Origin of the sequence: Pseudomonas sp. WP18, from assembly GCF_036689585.1 — a bacterium.
GTDB lineage: Bacteria > Pseudomonadota > Gammaproteobacteria > Pseudomonadales > Pseudomonadaceae > Aquipseudomonas > Aquipseudomonas chlororaphis_E.
The window spans coordinates 1471248-1489155 of sequence record NZ_CP144758.1 but is presented as its reverse complement, the minus strand read 5'-3'; the positions used below and the strand labels follow the sequence as shown (position 1 = coordinate 1489155).

At 63.6% G+C, this 17908-nt stretch carries 18 protein-coding genes; 7 read left to right on the top strand and 11 right to left on the bottom strand.

What is annotated here, in order from left to right:
- Positions 1-111 precede the first annotated feature (111 nt).
- Positions 112-1131, top strand: coding sequence for a DUF4917 family protein (locus V5F23_RS06565; protein WP_042731077.1), 1020 nt, complete (start codon positions 112-114; stop codon positions 1129-1131).
- 50 nt (positions 1132-1181) lie between these two features.
- On the opposite strand, the gene V5F23_RS06560 is transcribed toward V5F23_RS06565, so the two are convergent.
- The 5 genes from V5F23_RS06560 to V5F23_RS06540 all read right to left on the bottom strand — a co-directional run bounded on the left by V5F23_RS06560 (position 1182) and on the right by V5F23_RS06540 (position 5475).
- Positions 1182-1763: a DJ-1/PfpI family protein gene (locus tag V5F23_RS06560; protein WP_042731078.1), complete on the bottom strand. Its 582-nt coding sequence runs from the start codon at positions 1761-1763 to the stop codon at positions 1182-1184.
- A 200-nt stretch (positions 1764-1963) separates the two neighbouring features.
- Positions 1964-3178: an SAM-dependent methyltransferase gene (locus tag V5F23_RS06555; protein WP_042731079.1), complete on the bottom strand. Its 1215-nt coding sequence runs from the start codon at positions 3176-3178 to the stop codon at positions 1964-1966.
- Between the two features lie 243 nt (positions 3179-3421).
- Complete coding sequence (locus V5F23_RS06550) at positions 3422-4039, bottom strand: TPM domain-containing protein (RefSeq protein WP_042731080.1); 618 nt, start codon at positions 4037-4039, stop codon at positions 3422-3424.
- A gap of 28 nt (positions 4040-4067) precedes the next feature.
- On the bottom strand, positions 4068-4838 hold the full coding sequence (locus V5F23_RS06545) for a TPM domain-containing protein (protein WP_042731081.1): 771 nt from the start codon (positions 4836-4838) through the stop codon (positions 4068-4070).
- A 28-nt stretch (positions 4839-4866) separates the two neighbouring features.
- Positions 4867-5475 (bottom strand): LemA family protein, encoded by a 609-nt coding sequence (locus V5F23_RS06540; RefSeq protein WP_042731082.1) that lies wholly within the window; start codon positions 5473-5475, stop codon positions 4867-4869.
- A 247-nt stretch (positions 5476-5722) separates the two neighbouring features.
- Here V5F23_RS06540 and bglX point away from each other — a divergent pair, with 247 nt between their 5' ends.
- Positions 5723-8014 (top strand): beta-glucosidase BglX, encoded by a 2292-nt coding sequence (gene bglX, locus V5F23_RS06535; RefSeq protein WP_338497806.1) that lies wholly within the window; start codon positions 5723-5725, stop codon positions 8012-8014.
- 132 nt (positions 8015-8146) lie between these two features.
- Here the strand turns inward: bglX and V5F23_RS06530 are convergent, their stop codons facing one another.
- The 5 genes from V5F23_RS06530 to V5F23_RS06510 all read right to left on the bottom strand — a co-directional run bounded on the left by V5F23_RS06530 (position 8147) and on the right by V5F23_RS06510 (position 12654).
- Entirely contained in the window at positions 8147-9304 is a 1158-nt protein-coding gene (locus V5F23_RS06530; protein ID WP_047738495.1) for a phosphatidylserine/phosphatidylglycerophosphate/cardiolipin synthase family protein, read from the bottom strand.
- A 1-nt stretch (position 9305) separates the two neighbouring features.
- Complete coding sequence (locus tag V5F23_RS06525) at positions 9306-9896, bottom strand: YceI family protein (protein ID WP_042731085.1); 591 nt, start codon at positions 9894-9896, stop codon at positions 9306-9308.
- Between the two features lie 234 nt (positions 9897-10130).
- Positions 10131-10442, bottom strand: a complete 312-nt coding sequence (locus tag V5F23_RS06520) for a hypothetical protein (protein WP_042731086.1) — start codon at positions 10440-10442, stop codon at positions 10131-10133.
- On the bottom strand, positions 10439-11533 hold the full coding sequence (locus V5F23_RS06515) for a serine hydrolase (protein ID WP_042731087.1): 1095 nt from the start codon (positions 11531-11533) through the stop codon (positions 10439-10441). The genes V5F23_RS06520 and V5F23_RS06515 overlap by 4 nt, the downstream gene beginning before the upstream one ends.
- 236 nt (positions 11534-11769) lie before the next feature.
- Positions 11770-12654 carry an acyl-CoA dehydrogenase gene (locus V5F23_RS06510; protein ID WP_212803476.1) on the bottom strand — a complete coding sequence of 295 codons (885 nt, stop codon included), beginning with the start codon at positions 12652-12654 and terminating at the stop codon, positions 11770-11772.
- A gap of 147 nt (positions 12655-12801) precedes the next feature.
- On the opposite strand from V5F23_RS06510, the gene olsB reads away from it, so the two are divergent.
- Positions 12802-13557 carry an L-ornithine N(alpha)-acyltransferase gene (gene olsB / locus V5F23_RS06505; protein ID WP_003198679.1) on the top strand — a complete coding sequence of 252 codons (756 nt, stop codon included), beginning with the start codon at positions 12802-12804 and terminating at the stop codon, positions 13555-13557.
- Positions 13557-14348: a lysophospholipid acyltransferase family protein gene (locus tag V5F23_RS06500; protein WP_047738489.1), complete on the top strand. Its 792-nt coding sequence runs from the start codon at positions 13557-13559 to the stop codon at positions 14346-14348. Before olsB ends, V5F23_RS06500 begins: the two co-directional genes overlap by 1 nt.
- 114 nt (positions 14349-14462) lie before the next feature.
- On the opposite strand, the gene V5F23_RS06495 is transcribed toward V5F23_RS06500, so the two are convergent.
- Positions 14463-15047 (bottom strand): ACP phosphodiesterase, encoded by a 585-nt coding sequence (locus tag V5F23_RS06495; RefSeq protein ID WP_042730870.1) that lies wholly within the window; start codon positions 15045-15047, stop codon positions 14463-14465.
- 165 nt (positions 15048-15212) lie between these two features.
- Here V5F23_RS06495 and V5F23_RS06490 point away from each other — a divergent pair, with 165 nt between their 5' ends.
- The 3 genes from V5F23_RS06490 to V5F23_RS06480 are packed head-to-tail and all read left to right on the top strand — an operon-like array spanning position 15213 to position 17782.
- Positions 15213-15515 carry a metalloregulator ArsR/SmtB family transcription factor gene (locus V5F23_RS06490; RefSeq protein WP_042730869.1) on the top strand — a complete coding sequence of 101 codons (303 nt, stop codon included), beginning with the start codon at positions 15213-15215 and terminating at the stop codon, positions 15513-15515.
- Between the two features lie 18 nt (positions 15516-15533).
- Entirely contained in the window at positions 15534-16700 is a 1167-nt protein-coding gene (locus V5F23_RS06485) for an MFS transporter (RefSeq protein WP_042730868.1), read from the top strand.
- A gap of 32 nt (positions 16701-16732) precedes the next feature.
- On the top strand, positions 16733-17782 hold the full coding sequence (locus V5F23_RS06480; protein WP_042730867.1) for an alkene reductase: 1050 nt from the start codon (positions 16733-16735) through the stop codon (positions 17780-17782).
- Positions 17783-17908: the final 126 nt, after the last annotated feature.

Genomic DNA, 17908 nt, shown 5'->3' with positions numbered 1-17908 from the left:
GTAGGGGTATACAGGATTGACCGATCAGTCACGGCGTTCCTTGATCTGGCTCAAGAGTTTGTCGTGATAAAGTCGCGCCCTGCCTTTGCCACGTTTTGGATGAGCTTCGCGATGACCGATTTCCACGAATACGACGCCCGGCTTGAAGATTGGGCGGCCCTGCAGGCCAGCACCGACTTCAGCGGCCTGCTGTTGGGCAATGGTGCCAGTCGCGCGGTGTGGGACGATTTCGGCTACGACTCACTGTTCGAAAACGCCCGCACCGTCGAGGAAAAGCCCCTGAGCCCGTCGGAGTTGAGTGTGTTCGATGCGATGCAGACGCGCAGCTTCGAGCAGGTGCTCGGCGCGCTCAAGACCACCAGCCGGGTCAACAAGGCCCTGGCCGTCAGCTCCGCCGCCCCGCGCAACCGCTACTATGCGATCAAGGAAGCGCTGATCAATACCGTGCACGCGGTGCACATCCCGTGGCGACTGGTGCAGCCTTCCATGTTGGCGACGCTCAATCAGGCGTTGAGCCACTACCGCACGGTGTTCACCACCAACTACGACCTGCTCAATCACTGGGCGATCCAGCACGCGCCGGGCACCCTCACCGACCTGTTCACGGGCAGCGATCACCATTTCGATCTGAGCCAGGTGAGCACCGACAAACCGCGCCTGCTGTACCTGCACGGCGGCCTGCACCTGGTGCGCAACCAGGACGGCATGGCGCGCAGGTTGAGCTCCACCGAAGGCACGTTGCTGGGCAGCTTCGCCATCAACAACACCCTCAAGACCCTCGACGATGTGCCGCTGTTCGTGAATGAAGGCCCGAGCCAGGACAAGCTCAAGACCATCCGCAGCTCCGACTACCTGTCATTCTGCTACGACCAGTTGCTGCATCACGGCGACAACCTGTGCCTGTTCGGCCATGCCCTCGGCGAGCAGGACCGGCACATCGTCGACGCCCTTCGCCTGGCGGCCCCCAAGGTCGTGGCGATCTCGATCTACCCGCGCAGCCAGGCATTCATCCAGCACCAGAAACGCCATTACGCCAACGTGTTCCAGGGATTGGCGGTGGAGCTGCGGTTCTTCGACGCCAAGAGTCATCCCCTGGGCGATCCGAAGCTGGCGGTGCCGGTGGAGGTTTGACCGCCGCCCCCCCATCGTGGCCTAGGCGCTGGCGATGCCTGGCGACATGGCTATAACGTGATCGCCGTGCCCAGCAAGGTCAGGAACCCCGCCAGCCAGTTCGGATGTGCCGGCCAGGCCGGAGCGGTCGCCAGGTTGCCCTGGACATGGCCTTGAGTCACCGGAATGTCGATGTAGGTGCCTCCGGCCAGCCGCACTTCCGGGGCGCAGGCCGGGTAAGCACTGCATTCGCGACCTTCGAGGATGCCGGCGGCCGCCAGTAATTGCGCGCCGTGGCAAACCGCCGCGATCGGCTTGCCGGCCAGATCGAAATCCCGCACCAGTTGCAACACCGTTTCATTCAGGCGCAGGTATTCCGGCGCACGCCCGCCCGGGATCAGCAATGCGTCGTAGTCGGCGGCGGCGACAGTGGCGAAGTCATGATTGAGGGCAAACAGGTGCCCAGGCTTTTCGCTATAGGTCTGGTCACCTTCGAAATCGTGGATCGCCGTGCGCACCGTCTGCCCGGCGCTCTTGTCCGGGCACACCGCGTGCACGGTATGGCCGACCATCTGCAAGGCCTGGAACGGCACCATCACTTCATAGTCTTCGACGTAATCGCCGACCAGCATCAGGATTTTCTTGGCGGCCATGGTTGAGCTCCTTTGTATGCGAGAAGGGTGAACGCATTAAAGGTAGCCCGGTGGCCCGGCCGTGCAGCGCCAACCCGGCATTACCGGACGGGCTGCACGACGAGAGAGAAACAGGCCTGCTCGCGATGACGGTGTGCAGTCCACGGCAATGGGGCTGATGTACCGCTTTCGCGAGCAAGCTCGCTCCCACAGGGGCGGCGTCAGAGGTGTCCATCCGCGCGCAGCAGGGTCTCCAGGCAATGCTCGGTGACGTGATAGAACGCCTTGAGTTCCTGGATCTTGCGCAGCAGTTCGGTCGGATCGATGGGTTCGGCGCGCTTGACCGCCAGGATCATCTTGTTCTTGTTGGTGTGTTCCAGGGAGATGAACTCGAACACCTTGGTTTCATAGCCACAGGCTTCGAGGAACAGCGCCCGCAGGCTGTCGGTGACCATTTCCGCCTGCTGGCCCAGGTGCAGGCCGTATTGCAGCATGGGCTTGAGCAAGGCTGGGCTCTGGATCTGCAGGCGGATCTGTTTGTGGCAGCACGGCGAGCACATGATGATCGAGGCGCCGGAGCGAATGCCCATGTGGATCGCGTAGTCGGTGGCGATGTCACAGGCGTGCAAGGCGATCATCACGTCCACCGCGCTCGGCGCGACGCTGCGCACGTCACCGTGCTGGAAGCTCAGGCCCGGATGCTCCAGGCGCGCCGCCGCTTCGTTGCACAGCTTGACCATGTCTTCGCGCAGCTCGACACCGGTGACCACGCCCTCGGCCTGCAAGGTGTTGCGCAGGTAATCGTGGATGGCGAAGGTGAGGTAGCCCTTGCCCGAGCCGAAATCCGAGACCCGCACCGGCTTGTCCAGGGCCAGGGGCGAAGACGTCAGCGCATGGCTGAACACCTCGATGAACTTGTTGATCTGCTTCCACTTGCGCGACATCGCTGGGATCAGCTCGTGCTTGTGGTTGGTCACACCCAGGTCGGCAAGGAACGGCCGGCTCAGGTCGAGGAAGCGGTTCTTCTCGCGGTTGTGCTCGCCGGACGGCACCTCACGCAACTGCTGGGGCTTGCTCCTGAACAGCGAAGGCTTGCCCTTCTTGCTGTATTCCAGCTGCGCCTCGTCGGTGACCGCCAGCAGGTGCGCGTTCTTGAACGACGCCGGCAAGAGCGCAGCAACGGTGTCCACCCCTTCGGCCAATGGGAAATTCTTGGTGATGTCGCGGGTCTTGTAGCGGTAGACGAAGGACAGGCACGGCTGCTCCTTGACCGTCAGCGGCTTGATGATCAACCGCTGGAGGTCCGCTTCATCCCCGACATGCTTGGCCAGTACCAGTTTGATGAAAGCGTTTTGCGCAAGGCTGGTGCGCAACAGCTCGATGAACTGGGCGTGATGATCCGGCGCGGGACGGGCGGGGGTGGCGGTAACGGACATGAACAAGCGGCCTCGGGGCGGGGCGAAACGGGAGTGGTGGGTATTTTAGGGGGGATGGGGTTCGAGGGCACGGGGAATTGGGAAATTAATGTGGCGAGGGGATTTATCCCCGTTGGGCTGCGCAGCAGCCCTCAAAAAAACAGGCGACCAGATCGCTTGGCGTTCCAGCCGTCGGCTCTTTGGGGGGCTTCGCCCCCAGCGGGGATAAATCCCCTCGCCACAACGATGTTCGACAGCAGATCTTCAGCCCAACACCACCAACCGGTTCGGCAATTCATTGCGCGCCTGGGTCACCGGCACGTGTTCCTTGAGCAAGGTGCCGCAGGCTTCGATGCAGTTCACGAAGCCCTGCAACGTCTGGCCCTGGCGCACCTGCTGGGTGAACGTGGCGACGATGGCGTCCCAATGCTTGTTGTCGAGGCGCTTGGAAATGCCCTCGTCCACCAGGATTTCCACGTAGCGCTCGGCCTCGCAGACGAAGATCAACATGCCCGTGCCGCCCACCGTGTGGTGCAGGTTCTGTTCGAGGAACTGCCGGCGCGCCAGGTTGGAGGCGCGCCAATGCCGTACGGAACGGGGGATCAGGTGCGTGGTGATGCGGGGAATGCGAAACACCAGGCACAAGCCGATGAAGCTGAGCCATTGCACCAGCAGCAAACTGTGCATCGCCAGCCAGCCCGTGAGGTAATGCACCACGCCGGGCACCACCAGGGCCAGCAGGCTGGCCCACAGCAGCGGGATGTAGGCATAGTCGTCGGCACGGGCGGCGAGCACCGTGACCAGCTCGGCGTCGGTGTCCTGCTCGACCCGGGCAATGGCCTCGGCCACCTTGCGTTGTTCGTGTTCAGTCAGTAATGCCATGGTTAGAAATGCCCGTTCATTATTATTGTCACCAGCCGCCCGACGAACCGCCGCCTCCAAAACTGCCACCGCCCCCGCTGAAGCCTCCGCCGCCCCCTCCGTCGCTGGAGTCACCGCCGCCAAAACCACCACTGGAACCACTGCTACTGGAACCGCTGGAGCTGCCGATGCTTACGGGCAGGATGCCCAGCACCTGGCACACCATCACGGTGATGATAAACAGCATCACCAGCAGGACGAACAGCCACGGGTGCCGCTGGACGAAATCGCCCTCCTGCTGCTCGTCCGTGCTGTACACCGGCGCCGGTTCATCCAGCGGGCTGCCGCCCAGCACCACCAGCATCGCCGACACGCCGTCGCTGATGCCCTTGTTGAAGTTGCCGGTCTTGAACGCCGGGGTGATCACCTGGTTGATGATCACCGAACTCTGGGCGTCGGTCAGGCGGTCCTCCAGGCCGTAGCCCACCTCGATGCGCAGTTTACGGTCATCCCGGGCGACGATCAGCAGGGCGCCGTTGTTTTTATCCTTCTGCCCGATGCCCCAGTGGCGCCCGAGCAGATAGCCGAAGTCCTCGATCCTGGCGCCTTGCAGGTCTGGCACCGTGACGACGACCACCTGCTCGCCGGTCGCCTGCTCATGGGACTTGAGCTGCGCATCCAGTTGCTCGCGCACCGCCGGCTCAAGCAACTGGGCGGTGTCCACCACCCGCCCGGTCAGCGCCGGAAACTTCAACTCGGCCTGGGCCGTGACTGCAAACACCCAGAGCAACAGCACCAGGCCAAATTTCAACACGCGCATTGGAACTCCTGTAGGCGCCGGGTACCGATCAGAACTTCACCTGGGGCGCTTTCTCGGCATCGGGGCTGGTGGCCTCGAAGGTCTGGCGGACCGGCAGGTCGCTGTACATCACGCTGTGCCACAGGCGTCCCGGGAAGGTACGGATCTCGGTGTTGTACTGCTGCACCGCCAGGATGAAGTCGCGACGGGCCACGGCGATGCGGTTCTCGGTGCCTTCGAGTTGCGATTGCAGGGCCAGGAAGTTCTGGTTGGCCTTGAGGTCCGGATAACGTTCGGACACCACCATCAGCCGGCTCAATGCCCCGGACAGTTGATCCTGTGCCTGCTGGAACTGCTTGAGTTTTTCCGGGTTGTCCAGGGTGCTGGCATCGACCTGGATCGACGTGGCCTTGGCCCGGGCCTCGACCACGGCGGTGAGGGTTTCCTGTTCATGCTGGGCGTAGCCCTTGACGGTTTCCACCAGGTTGGGGATCAGGTCGGCACGCCGCTGGTACTGGTTCTGCACCTGGCCCCAGGCGGCCTTGGCCTGTTCGTCCAGGGTCGGGATGTTGTTGATGCCGCAACCGGCCAGCAGCGTGGTGAACAGCATCAGCACCAGCACCTGTAAGCCACTGCGGTGGTTCAGTCGTAGATTCATCGGGTGAAGCTCTCCCTTGCATGACATTAAAAAACCCGGCCACCTATCGCCTCGGCGTCTAGGGCATAATCTGCCGCCGCACTGGATTCAATCAGGGCGATGGGCTAAAAGATGCGCGGTGCGAAACTAAGTTCAGCCCACCGGGCTCGAAAGTGTGCTGTATTTGACCGAACAACAATAGCCGCTCCTCACATTTTGGCTGACCGGCGTGTGCTCACCGCCCTTTAGGCTTGCGAGAAAACTATTCATGAAGAAGCTGTGTTTGCTGGGCCTGTTTGTCACCCTGGCCAGTCAATCCGTAGTAGCCGACAACCTGCCAGCCCCCATAGAGAACAAGGATGCCTTCATCAGCAACCTGATGAAGCAGATGACCCTCGAAGAGAAGATCGGCCAGTTGCGGCTGATTAGCATCGGCCCGGAAATGCCCCGGGAGATGATCCGCAAGGAAATCGCCGCGGGGAACATCGGCGGCACGTTCAACTCCATCACCCGCGATGAAAACCGTCCGATGCAGGACGCGGCCATGCGCAGCCGGTTGAAGATCCCGATGTTCTTCGCCTATGACGTGATCCACGGCCACCGCACCATTTTCCCGATCCCCCTGGCCCTGGCGTCGAGCTGGGACATGGACGCCATCTACCACTCCGGGCGCATCGCCGCCCAGGAAGCCGCTGCCGACAGCCTGGACATCACCTTCGCGCCGATGGTCGACATCTCCCGCGACCCGCGCTGGGGGCGGACGTCCGAAGGCTTTGGCGAAGACACCTACCTGGTGTCGCGCATCGCCGGGGTGATGGTCAAGGCGTTCCAGGGCAACGGCGCCAACGCCGCCGACAGCATCATGGCCAGCGTCAAGCACTTCGCCCTGTACGGCGCCGTGGAAGGCGGCCGGGACTACAACACCGTGGACATGAGCCCGGTGAAAATGTACCAGGACTACCTGCCCCCCTACCGCGCCGCCATCGATGCCGGCGCCGGCGGGGTAATGGTCGCGCTGAACTCCATCAACGGCATACCGGCCACGGCCAACACCTGGCTGATGCACGACCTGCTGCGCAAGGAGTGGGGCTTCAAGGGCCTGGCCGTGAGCGATCACGGCGCGATCTTCGAACTGATCAAGCACGGCGTCGCCCGGGACGGTCGCGAAGCGGCGAAGCTGGCGATCAAGGCCGGCATCGACATGAGCATGAACGACTCGCTGTATGGCAAGGAATTGCCGGGGCTGCTCAAGTCCGGCGAGATCGAGCAGAGCGACATCGACAACGCGGTGCGTGAAGTGCTGGCTGCCAAGTACGACATGGGCCTGTTCAAGGACCCGTACCTGCGCATCGGCAAGGCCGAGGATGACCCGGCCGACACCTACGCCGAAAGCCGCCTGCACCGCGCCGACGCCCGTGACGTGGCACGCCGCAGCCTGGTGTTGCTGGAGAACCGCAACCAGACCCTGCCCCTGAAAAAGAGCGCGAAAATCGCCCTGGTCGGCCCGCTGGCCAAGGCGCCGATCGACATGATGGGCAGTTGGGCCGCCGCCGGGCGCCCTGCGCAGTCGGTCACGCTGTTCGACGGCATGACCCGCGCCCTGGGCGCCGAGTCGAAACTGGTCTACGTCCGTGGCGCCAACATCACCAGCGACAAGAAGGTGCTCGACTACCTGAACTTCCTCAACTTCGATGCCCCGGAAGTGGTGGACGACCCGCGTCCGGCCCAGGTGCTGATCGACGAAGCGGTGAAAGCCGCTAAGGACGCCGATGTGGTGGTGGCCGCGGTGGGTGAATCCCGTGGCATGTCCCACGAGTCATCGAGCCGCACCGAACTGAACATCCCGGCCAGCCAACGCGAGTTGATCAAGGCCCTGAAGGCCACCGGCAAGCCGCTGGTGCTGGTGTTGATGAACGGCCGTCCGCTGTCGTTGCTGGAAGAACAGCAACAGGCCGATGCGATCCTGGAAACCTGGTTCAGCGGCACCGAAGGCGGCAATGCCATCGCCGACGTGTTGTTCGGCGACTACAACCCATCGGGCAAGCTGCCGATCACCTTCCCACGCTCGGTTGGGCAGATTCCGACCTACTACAACCACCTGAGCATCGGCCGGCCGTTCACACCCGGCAAGCCAGGCAACTACACCTCGCAATACTTCGACGACACCACCGGCCCGCTCTACCCCTTCGGCTACGGCCTGAGCTACACCGAGTTCAGCCTGTCGGACATGGCCCTGTCGTCGACCACGCTGAACAAGACCGGCAAGCTCGACGCCAGCGTGACGGTGGAGAACACCGGCAAGCGTGACGGCGAGACCGTGGTGCAGTTGTACATCCAGGACGTGACCGGCTCGATCATCCGCCCGGTGAAGGAACTGAAGAACTTCCGCAAGGTGATGCTCAAGGCCGGCGAGAAGAAGGTCGTCCACTTCACCATCAGCGAGGATGACCTGAAGTTCTTCAATGCCCAGCTCAAGTACGCCGCCGAACCGGGCAAGTTCAATGTGCAGATCGGCCTGGACTCCCAGGATGTGAAGCAACAGAGTTTTGAGTTGCTCTGATCCCCAGGCAACACAAAACCCATGTGGGAGCGAGCTTGCTCGCGATAGCGGCTTAACATTCAACTCAGATGTCGAACATCAGACCGCCATCGCGAGCAAGCTCGTTCCCACCGTTGTATCTGGGTGTTCAGGCTAGCCTCGCCGATCCAACAGGTTCACCACCAACCGGTCCACCCATCCCCACAGCCGCTGCTTGAACCGCTTCCACAGCGGTCGGCGCCGCCAGGCGTCGAGGCTGACTTGCAGGCTCTGGCTGAAATCGCGCTCGAAACTCGCCGCCACCGCCTGGCTGAGCCCGGGGTCCAGGGCTTCGAGGTTGGCTTCCAGGTTGAAGCGCAGGTTCCAGTGATCGAAGTTACACGAGCCGATGCTGACCCAGTCGTCCACCAGCACCATCTTCAGGTGCAGGAAACAGGGCTGGTACTCAAAGATCTTCACCCCGGCCTTGAGCAATCGCGGGTAGTAACGGTGCCCGGCGTAGCGCACGGAGGGGTGGTCGGTGCGCGGGCCGGTCAACAGCAGGCGCACGTCGATACCCCGGGCCGCTGCCTTGCGCAGGGAGCGCCGGACGTTCCACGTCGGCAGGAAATACGGGGTCGCCATCCAGATGCGTTTCTGGCCGCTGTTCAGCGCCCGGGACAATGATTGCAGGATGTCGCGGTGCTGGCGGGCGTCGGCATACGCCACCCGCCCCATGCCCTCGCCCGCCGGCGGAACACGTGGCAGGCGCGGCAAGCCGAAGTTGGAAGCCGGCTTCCAGGCGCGCCGATGACGGTTGGCGAGCCACTGGCGGTCAAACAGCAACTGCCAGTCGAGCACCAGCGGGCCGACGATTTCCACCATCACCTCGTGCCATTCGCTGCGATCATCCAGGGGGTTCCAGAATTCATCGGTCACGCCGGTGCCGCCCACCACTGCCAAGCGCTGGTCCACCAGCAACAACTTGCGGTGGTCACGGTAGAAATTGCGCACCCAACGCCGCCAGCTCAGGCGGTTGTAGAAACGCAGCTCCACCCCGGCTTCGACCAGGCGATTGCGCAGGCTGAGGGTAAACGCCAGGCTGCCGTAGTCGTCGAACAGGCACCGCACGCGAACACCGCGCTCGGCCGCCTGCACCAGGGCCTGGACCATCGCCTCGGCACAGTGCCCCGCTTCCACCAGGTACAGTTCCAGCTCGACCTGTTCCTGGGCGCGGGCGATTTCCACCAGCATGCGCGGGAAGAATTGCGGCCCGTCGATCAGCAGCTCGAAGCGGTTGCCGTCACGCCAGGGGAAGACCGGGCCGCTCATGTCAGCGCGCCGTAAAGATCAGCACCGCATTGACCGGCACCGAGAGGCTGATGGCCGACAACCCGGCCAGATGGCGCAGTTTTTCCAGGCCCGGCGCCAGTTCGAAATCCGCGGCGTCGAGTACCACCGGCTCCAGGGTCACCACCTGGAAGCGGCGTTCATCCAGGCGAGTGGCCAGCAGCTCGACGTTGTACTCATGCTGCTTGCCATGCAAGTCCACCGTCAGCGGCAGGCGCAGTTCCAGTTGCGCGCCGTTGGCCAGGTCCTGGATGGGTGCCAGGTCGATCTGCGCGGTGGCCGTCGCTTCGGCAAACTGCTTGACCTCGAACAGCTCGGCGCGCATGCGCTCGTCCCGCAGGGGGATGCCGCTGTTGATGGAGTCGAGTTCCACTTCCAGGCGCGCCAGCCCATTGGGCTGGACTTGACCATGAAGCACCAGGAACCGCTGGACCTCGGAGACATTGCCGTTCTTGCTGCTGATGAACGACAGCCGCGACGATTCACCGTCCAGGTACCAGTTGGCCTGGGCCGGCAGCGCGGCGCAGGCCAGTAGCAAGGTGGCGACGGCGTGGGAGAGAGACCGCTTGAACATACACACTCGGCAGACAGATAAACCTGTGGCGAACCTTAACCGGGCCAGGGCCGCTTGCAAACTGTCTGTTGCAACAGTGAACCGGCTATCCACACATTCCGTGGCGAGGGAGCTTGCTCCCGCTGGGCTGCGAGGCAGCCCCAAGATTACGACCGACTGAAGAATTTGCGAGCGCTGCACACTCGAGCGCAAGCAAGTTTCCTCGCCACAAAAGGCAACCGCCAAAGTCAGCTTTCAGGGCTCCAACCGACACCCCTGCTGCTCTCCCAGCCACCGCGCGCTGTGGCTACGACCCAAGCCGCTGACGGTGACGCGTTTGGCCTCTGGGGTTTCCAGGAATGCGCTGATGGGCACCGACTGTTTCACATAGCCACGGCAATAGTCGGCCGGTTGCAGCATCACGTAGCGGCACGAGCAGTACTCCTTGGCGGTGTAGGCGCTGATGATGTCCGGAAAGACCCGCAGCGCCGTTCGCTCGCGCCAGAGCCAACTGGCCAGCGCCACGAACAGAACCGCCAACAGCACGAGCAGCCAGCGCCGCTTCATGGCTGCACCGTTTCGGCGAACGCCGCCATCGCACGCTTGAGCAGTTCGTTGTGGCGATACAAGCCGTCGCGGTCATCACCGTAGCGCACGATCACCAACTTCGCGCTGGGAATGACGTACAACGCCTGGCCCCAATGGCCCAGCGCGGCGAACGTGTCCGGCGGCGCATCGGGCCAAGGGTGGATGGCCGGGTCAGCGGCGCGATTGAGCCACCAATGGCCTCCGGGAACCGCTTCATCCTGGCCGGCCTGAAAGTGGACGAAGGGCTCGCGGTTGAACGCGACCCAGGCCTTGGGGATCAGTTGCCGCTCACCCCAGCGTCCGTCGCGCTGCATCAACAGCCCCACCCGCGCCAGGTCCCGTGCCGTGAGGTAGGCATAGGACGAACCGACGAACGTGCCACTGGTGTCGCTTTCCCAGGTGGCGCGGCGAATGCCCAGCGGTTCGAACAGGGCCGTCCAGGGGTAATCGGGATAACGCTGCGACCCGACGATGTTCCTCAGCGCCGCCGCCAGCAGGTTGCTGTCGCCGCTGGAGTAACGGAACGCCTGACCCGGTGGACTGTAGCGCTCATGGCGTGCGGTGAACGCCGCCATGTCGTGGCGTCCGCGGGTGTACAGCATCGCCACCACCGACGAATTGAGCGGCGCGTATTCGTAGTCCTCCTGCCAGTCCAGGCCGGACGCCCAGTGGAACAGATCCGCCAGGGTCATCGTCGGCTGCTGGTCCAAGGCCGGGTAATACCGGGCGGCCGGGTCCTGCAGATCGAACAGCCGCTCCCCGTAGGCCACGCCGAACAGCGTCGCCAGCAGGCTTTTGCTGATGGACCAGGTCAGGTGCAAGGTGTCGGCGCTGTTCGGCCCGGCGTAGCGTTCGTAGACCAGGCGACCGTCCTGGATCACCAGCAGCGCGTCGGTACGGATGCCTTGACGGGTGGCGTCGTCCCGAGCCGGGAAAGCGTATTGCTCCAGGGCTTCAACCGCCGGCCCACTGATTGCAGGGCCGGTGGGCCATTGCTCGCCAGGCCAGTCTTCGGCGTGGGCGCTCAGGGTGAGCAGCAGGAGCGGGATCAGCAACCAGCCTTTGGACATGCGTGGGGCTCGCAGGATTGAACCTGCTGATCCTAGTCGAGCTTGATGACAGTTTGAGTGCCGGGGTGGGAGGTGGGAGCGAGCTTGGTCGCGAAAGCGGCGTGTCTGTCATGAAGAGGCTGGATGTGCCGCCGTCTTCGCGGGCAAGCCCGCTCCCACAGAGTCAGGTGGTGGATGCAAAGGCGGCGTACACGCCAAATCCCGGGTGGGAGCTTGCTCGCCCTCACAGGGGTGGGTCACTTAGCCGTGCTGCCCAACGCCTTGGCCAACCGCTTGGCCCGCGCGCCCGCCGCCATGTCCATCACGGCGTTATCCCGCGTCCACATCTCGCGCCAGGGCGTCGGCCCGGCGGCCAGTGCGGCATTCAATTCCCCCTCCAGCCCCTGGAACTGAGCGAACAAGCCCCCCAGCAGTACATGCCCGGCAGCGCTGGAAGGGTTGTGCCGGCTCACTTCCGCGCACCCGGCGAGCAGTGCCAGCAAGCGCAGTTGCAGCGCCTGGGGCCAGTCGCACTCTTGCCCCACGCCATACAGCCAGGCGGTCATGGCGCTGAGTACGTAAAGGTCTTCCAGGGTGCGGAACGGTTTCACATAGGCATCCCAGCCATCGCCCGCGAGCAATTCACACGAGGCGCCGTCGAGGTGTACGCGGCCATGGCTGATGTCGGGCATCAGGGCGATGGCCGGGAGTGTCTCCAGGTTCACCCCGGGCTCGCCGGGGTAGACCACCGCCAGGCTCAGCCGCGGCGTTTGCCCCGGTGCTTCGCTGCGAGCGGCGATGAGCAGCCACTCGGCGGCGTCGCCGGCGGTGACGAAGTCCTTGCGCCCGCTCAGGCGCAAGTCGTCGAGGCGGGTGTGCAGGTCGGCCGGGCGCAGGCTGCGCTGCTCGGTGGCACACAGCGCGCCCAGGCCCTGGGGCGCACTGGGCCAGAGCACGCGCAACGCCGCCTGATAGCCCACCAGGAACGCCAGCCCCGGCGTCGCCATCAACCGTGCGCCGGCCACCGCCAGTTCGAACGGCGTCACCGGCCCCAATCGCTGCTGCAAGGTCGCGTAACCCTCGGCCAGGTCCGGGTGGGCGGGCAGGCGTTCACTGCGTTCGATCAGGTTTTGCCAGGGCATGGGCGGCTCCTCGAAGGCTGTCATATAAGCATCACCAAAGCTTCATGGCGATGACACCGGGGCTACATAGCCTGACTTTGCACAACATGGCTGCATAAAGAAAGTTGATTGGCTGCAACCTTAAGACGGCCAGCACGGAGATTCGCTATGACCCAGATCGCCCGCATCAGCGACACCGGCAATGAACGCCGCCTGCAAGCCGAACGCCTGATCGGCGCCCAGGCCTTGCAAGAAGCCCAGGCCCTGCGCTTCAACGTCTTCAGTGGCGAATTCAACGCCAAGCTCAAAGGCGCGGAAATGGGTCTGGACATGGACGACTATGATGTTCACTGCGCCCACATCGGCGTACGCGACCTGAACACCGGCCGCCTCGTGGCGACCACCCGCCTGCTCGACCACCAGGCCGCCAGCAGCCTGGGCCGGTTCTACAGCGAAGAAGAATTCAGTCTCCATGGCCTGGTCCACCTCAAGGGCCCGATCCTGGAAATCGGCCGCACCTGCGTCGACCCGGCCTACCGCAACGGCGGCACCATCGCCGTGCTCTGGGGGGAGCTGGCCGAAGTTTTGAACGAAGGCGGCTACAGCTACCTGATGGGCTGCGCGAGCATTCCGATGCAAGATGGCGGCATCCAGGCCCAGGCAATCATGCAGCGCCTGCGCGAACGCTACCTGTGCACCGAACACTTGCAGGCCGTACCAAAAAAACCGCTGCCGACCCTCGACGTGCCGTCCAACGTCATCGCCGAGATGCCCCCGCTGCTGAAGGCCTACATGCGCCTGGGTGCGAAAATCTGCGGCGAGCCTTGCTGGGACGAGGATTTCCAAGTGGCCGACGTGTTCATCCTGCTCAAGCGCGACGAACTCTGCCCGCGCTACGCCCGCCACTTCAAGGCAGCCGTGTGATGAGCCGGTTGCGCGTGTACGCGCGGATCGCGCGGGTGTTGCTGGTGGTGACACTGGGCCTTTGCATGGCGAGCATTTTCGGCCTGTTCGAACGCCTGGGGATTGCAAACTCCATGGTGCGGCGCCAGCGTTGGTCGCGTTTTTTCATGGCACGGCTGAGCAATGCCCTGCCCTTTTCCGTCACCGTCCATGGGCAACTGCCGCAACGGCCGATGCTGTGGGTCAGCAACCACGTGTCCTGGACCGACATCCCGCTGCTGGGCATGCTCACGCCGCTGTCGTTCCTGTCCAAGGCCGAAGTGCGTACCTGGCCGGTCGCCGGATGGCTGGCCGCCAAGGCCGGTAGCCTGTTCATCCGTCGCGGCTCGGGCGACAGCCAGTTGATCCGCAAGCAAATGAGCCGTCATCTGGAGCAGGACCACCCGCTGCTGATGTTTCCGGAGGGCACCACCACCGATGGCCGTTCGTTGCGCACCTTCCATGGTCGCTTGCTGTCGGCGGCCATCGATGCGGACGTGGCGTTGCAGCCGGTGGCGATCCGTTACCTGCGCAATGGCGAGCCTGATTCGCTGGCGCCGTTCATTGGCGACGACGACCTGTTGTCGCACCTGATGCGGTTGTTCGCCAACGACCGGGGCGACGTGCACATCCATCTGCTGCAACCCATCGCCTGCCACGGCCAGGAGCGTGCGGCCCTGGCGTTCCAGGCGCAGCAAGCGGTGCACAAGGCGTTGTTCGGCGCCGTGCCCGAAAAGCAGCCAGTGCCAATGCGCCCCGCCATCGCGGCCTGATCCGAATCGCTGTACAGATCCCATGTGGGAGCGGGCTTGCTCGCGAAGACGGCAGTACACTCAACACAGAGGTTGACTGATCCACCGCCTTCGCGAGCAAGCCCGCTCCCACATTTAGTTATTCGGTGTGACCTGGCTCTGGGCAAAGTCCTGAAGCTGTGGATAAAACAACCGGAAATCCTCGCTCAACGGCTCATAGAGCCTGGTCAGCTCCTCCATCGCCCCGGCCAGTTCCTCGGGGCGGGTCAGGCGTCGGGAAATACCGCGCAGTACCTGCTCGAGTACGTCGAACGCCTGATAAGAACCCAGCCAATCATTCGCCGCCATGTGTGGCGCAATCTGCGCCAGCCGCCCCGGCAACTGCGGTTCGGTAGAAAGCACCTGGTACACCCGTGACGTGAACGCCCCCAGCGGCCCCTCGCCGTACGACGCCCAGTCCCGGGCCAGGCAGTGATCGAAGAACACGTCGAGCACGATGCCGGCATAGCGTCGGCGCACCGTGGAAAAACGCGACAGGGCGCCATCCACCAGCGGATGGCGGTCGGTGTACATGTCGATGCGCCGGTGCAGCGCAATGGCCGCTTCGATCTGCGGCGTGTACTGGCCCTGCAGCGGTCCCTTGACGAAGTCGCCGTAGAGGCTGCCGAGCAGTTGTTCGCGGCCCGAGCCGCCGAGGTGCAGGTGTGCGAGATAGTTCATGGTCGGCAGCTTAGCACCGTCGCGCCCATATCGTTATAACCCGATATAGCGATTTATTCGGTCTTCAGAACAAATACATATTGGTATATCGCGAAGCAACGATTTAAGGTTCGCTTCATCGCGATATAGCGTTTTATCCACTTGAGCCCATTACGAACCGCCACCATGACCCTCGACCTCGACGAAATAATAAAAGCCCTGGCACACCCAGTACGGCGAGACATCCTCAACTGGCTAAAAGACCCCAAGGTCCAGTTCCCCGAGCAGTTGCACAACCACGAATTCGGTATCTGCGCCGGCCAGATCGACCAGCGCTGCGGCCTCTCGCAGTCCACGGTCTCGGCGCACCTGGCGGTGTTGCAACGGGCGGGGCTGATTACCAGCCAGAAGGTCGGTCAGTGGCATTTCTTCAAGCGCAACGAGGAACTGATCCAGCAGTTCCTCCAGCAAATGAGCCAAGAGCTCTGACCTGACAAGGACCCCGACATGCCCCTCTCGCTCCTCATCCTGGCCCTGAGTGCCTTCGCCATCGGCACCACCGAGTTCGTCATCATGGGCCTGCTGCCCGATGTGGCGGCCGACCTGGGTGTCTCGATACCTGGCGCCGGCTGGCTGGTGACTGGTTACGCCCTGGGCGTGGCCATTGGTGCGCCGTTCATGGCCCTCGCCACCGCACGGCTGCCACGCAAGGCCGCCCTCGTGGCGCTAATGGGCATTTTCATCATCGGCAACCTGCTCTGCGCCATCGCCAGCGACTACAACGTGCTGATGTTCGCCCGGGTCATCACTGCCCTGTGCCACGGCGCGTTCTTCGGCATCGGCTCGGTGGTGGCCGCCGGCCTGGTGGCGCCCAACAAACGCGCCTCGGCCGTCGCGTTGATGTTCACCGGCCTGACCCTGGCCAACGTGCTGGGCGTGCCCCTGGGCACCGCGCTGGGCCAGGAAGCCGGCTGGCGTTCGACGTTCTGGGCGGTGACAGCCATTGGTGTGGTGGCATTGATCGGCCTGGTGCGTTTCCTGCCGGCCAAGCGCGATGAAGAAAAGCTCGACATGCGCTCGGAACTGGTCGCCCTCAAGGGGGCCGGCCTGTGGTTGTCCCTGAGCATGACCGCGTTGTTTTCCGCCTCGGTGTTCACCCTGTTCACCTACGTCGCGCCGCTGCTGGGAGAGGTCACCGGCGTATCGCCCCGTGGCGTGACCTGGACCCTGGTGCTGATCGGCCTGGGCCTGACCCTGGGCAACATCATCGGCGGCAAGCTGGCGGACAAGAGCCTGGTGAACACACTGATGGGCGTCTTCATCACCATGGCTGTGGTGTCGACGGTGCTGAGCTGGACCAGCGTCGCGCTGATCCCCACCGAGATCACGCTGTTCCTCTGGGCCACCGCCTGCTTCGCCGCCGTGCCCGCCTTGCAAGTCAATGTGGTGACCTTCGGCAAGGCCGCGCCGAACCTGGTTTCCACCCTGAACATCGGCGCCTTCAACATCGGCAACGCCCTGGGCGCCTGGGTTGGCGGCAGCGTCATCGACCACGGCCTCGGCCTGACCACCGTTCCACTGGCCGCCGGCGCGCTCGCCGTGCTGGCGCTGCTGGTCACCCTGATCACTTTCCGCCAGGGCGCTAACCCCGACCTGGCTCCGGCAACGCGTTGACTTTTACCCTTTCCATTTCGAGGTTGTAATCCATGGCAACTATTTTCGACCCTATCAAACTCGGCGACATCGAGCTGAAAAACCGCATCATCATGGCCCCGCTCACCCGCTGCCGCGCCGACGCAGGCCGCGTCCCCAACGCCCTGATGGCCGAGTATTACGTGCAGCGGGCCTCCGCCGGCCTGATCCTCAGCGAAGCGACCTCCGTCACGCCGATGGGCGTGGGTTACCCGGACACCCCCGGCATCTGGTCCAACGACCAGGTGCGTGGCTGGGCCAACGTGACCAAGGCCATCCACGGCGCCGGCGGCAAGATCTTCCTGCAACTGTGGCACGTCGGCCGGATCTCCCACCCGTCGTACCTGAACGGCGAAACCCCGGTAGCCCCCAGCGCCATCCAGCCCAAGGGCCATGTGAGCCTGGTGCGCCCACTGGCGGACTACCCGACCCCACGCGCCCTGGAAACCGCTGAGATCGCCGACATCGTCGACGCCTACCGCGTCGGTGCCGAGAACGCCAAGGCCGCCGGTTTCGACGGTGTGGAAATCCATGGTGCCAACGGCTACCTGCTCGACCAGTTCCTGCAAAGCAGCACCAACCAGCGCACCGACCAATACGGCGGTTCCCTGGAAAACCGTGCCCGCCTGCTGCTGGAAGTGACCGATGCCGCCATCGAAGTCTGGGGCGCCGGCCGGGTCGGCGTGCACCTGGCACCTCGGGCCGACTCCCATGACATGGGCGACGAAAACCGCCTGGAAACCTTCAGCTACGTCGCTCGCGAGTTGGGCAAGCGCGGCATCGCCTTCATCTGCTCCCGCGAGAAGGAAGGCGACGACAGCATCGGCCCGCAACTCAAGCAAGCCTTCGGCGGCCCCTACATTGCCAACGAACGCTTCACCAAGGACAGCGCCAATGCCTGGCTGGCCGAAGGCAAGGCCGATGCGGTCGCGTTCGGGGTCCCGTTCATTGCCAACCCGGACCTGCCGGCACGCTTGAAAGCCGACGCCCCGCTGAACGAGCCGCACCCTGAAACCTTCTACGGAAAAGGCCCGGTGGGCTACATTGATTACCCTGTGATGTAAGTTCAAAAACACTTGATTGAAAAAAAGCCCCGACTCGAAAGAGCCGGGGCTTTTTCATGCCCGCAAAACGCCAAGTGTGACTCAAGCAACTTGAGCCGCAACATCAAATAACAAGACGACACTTAT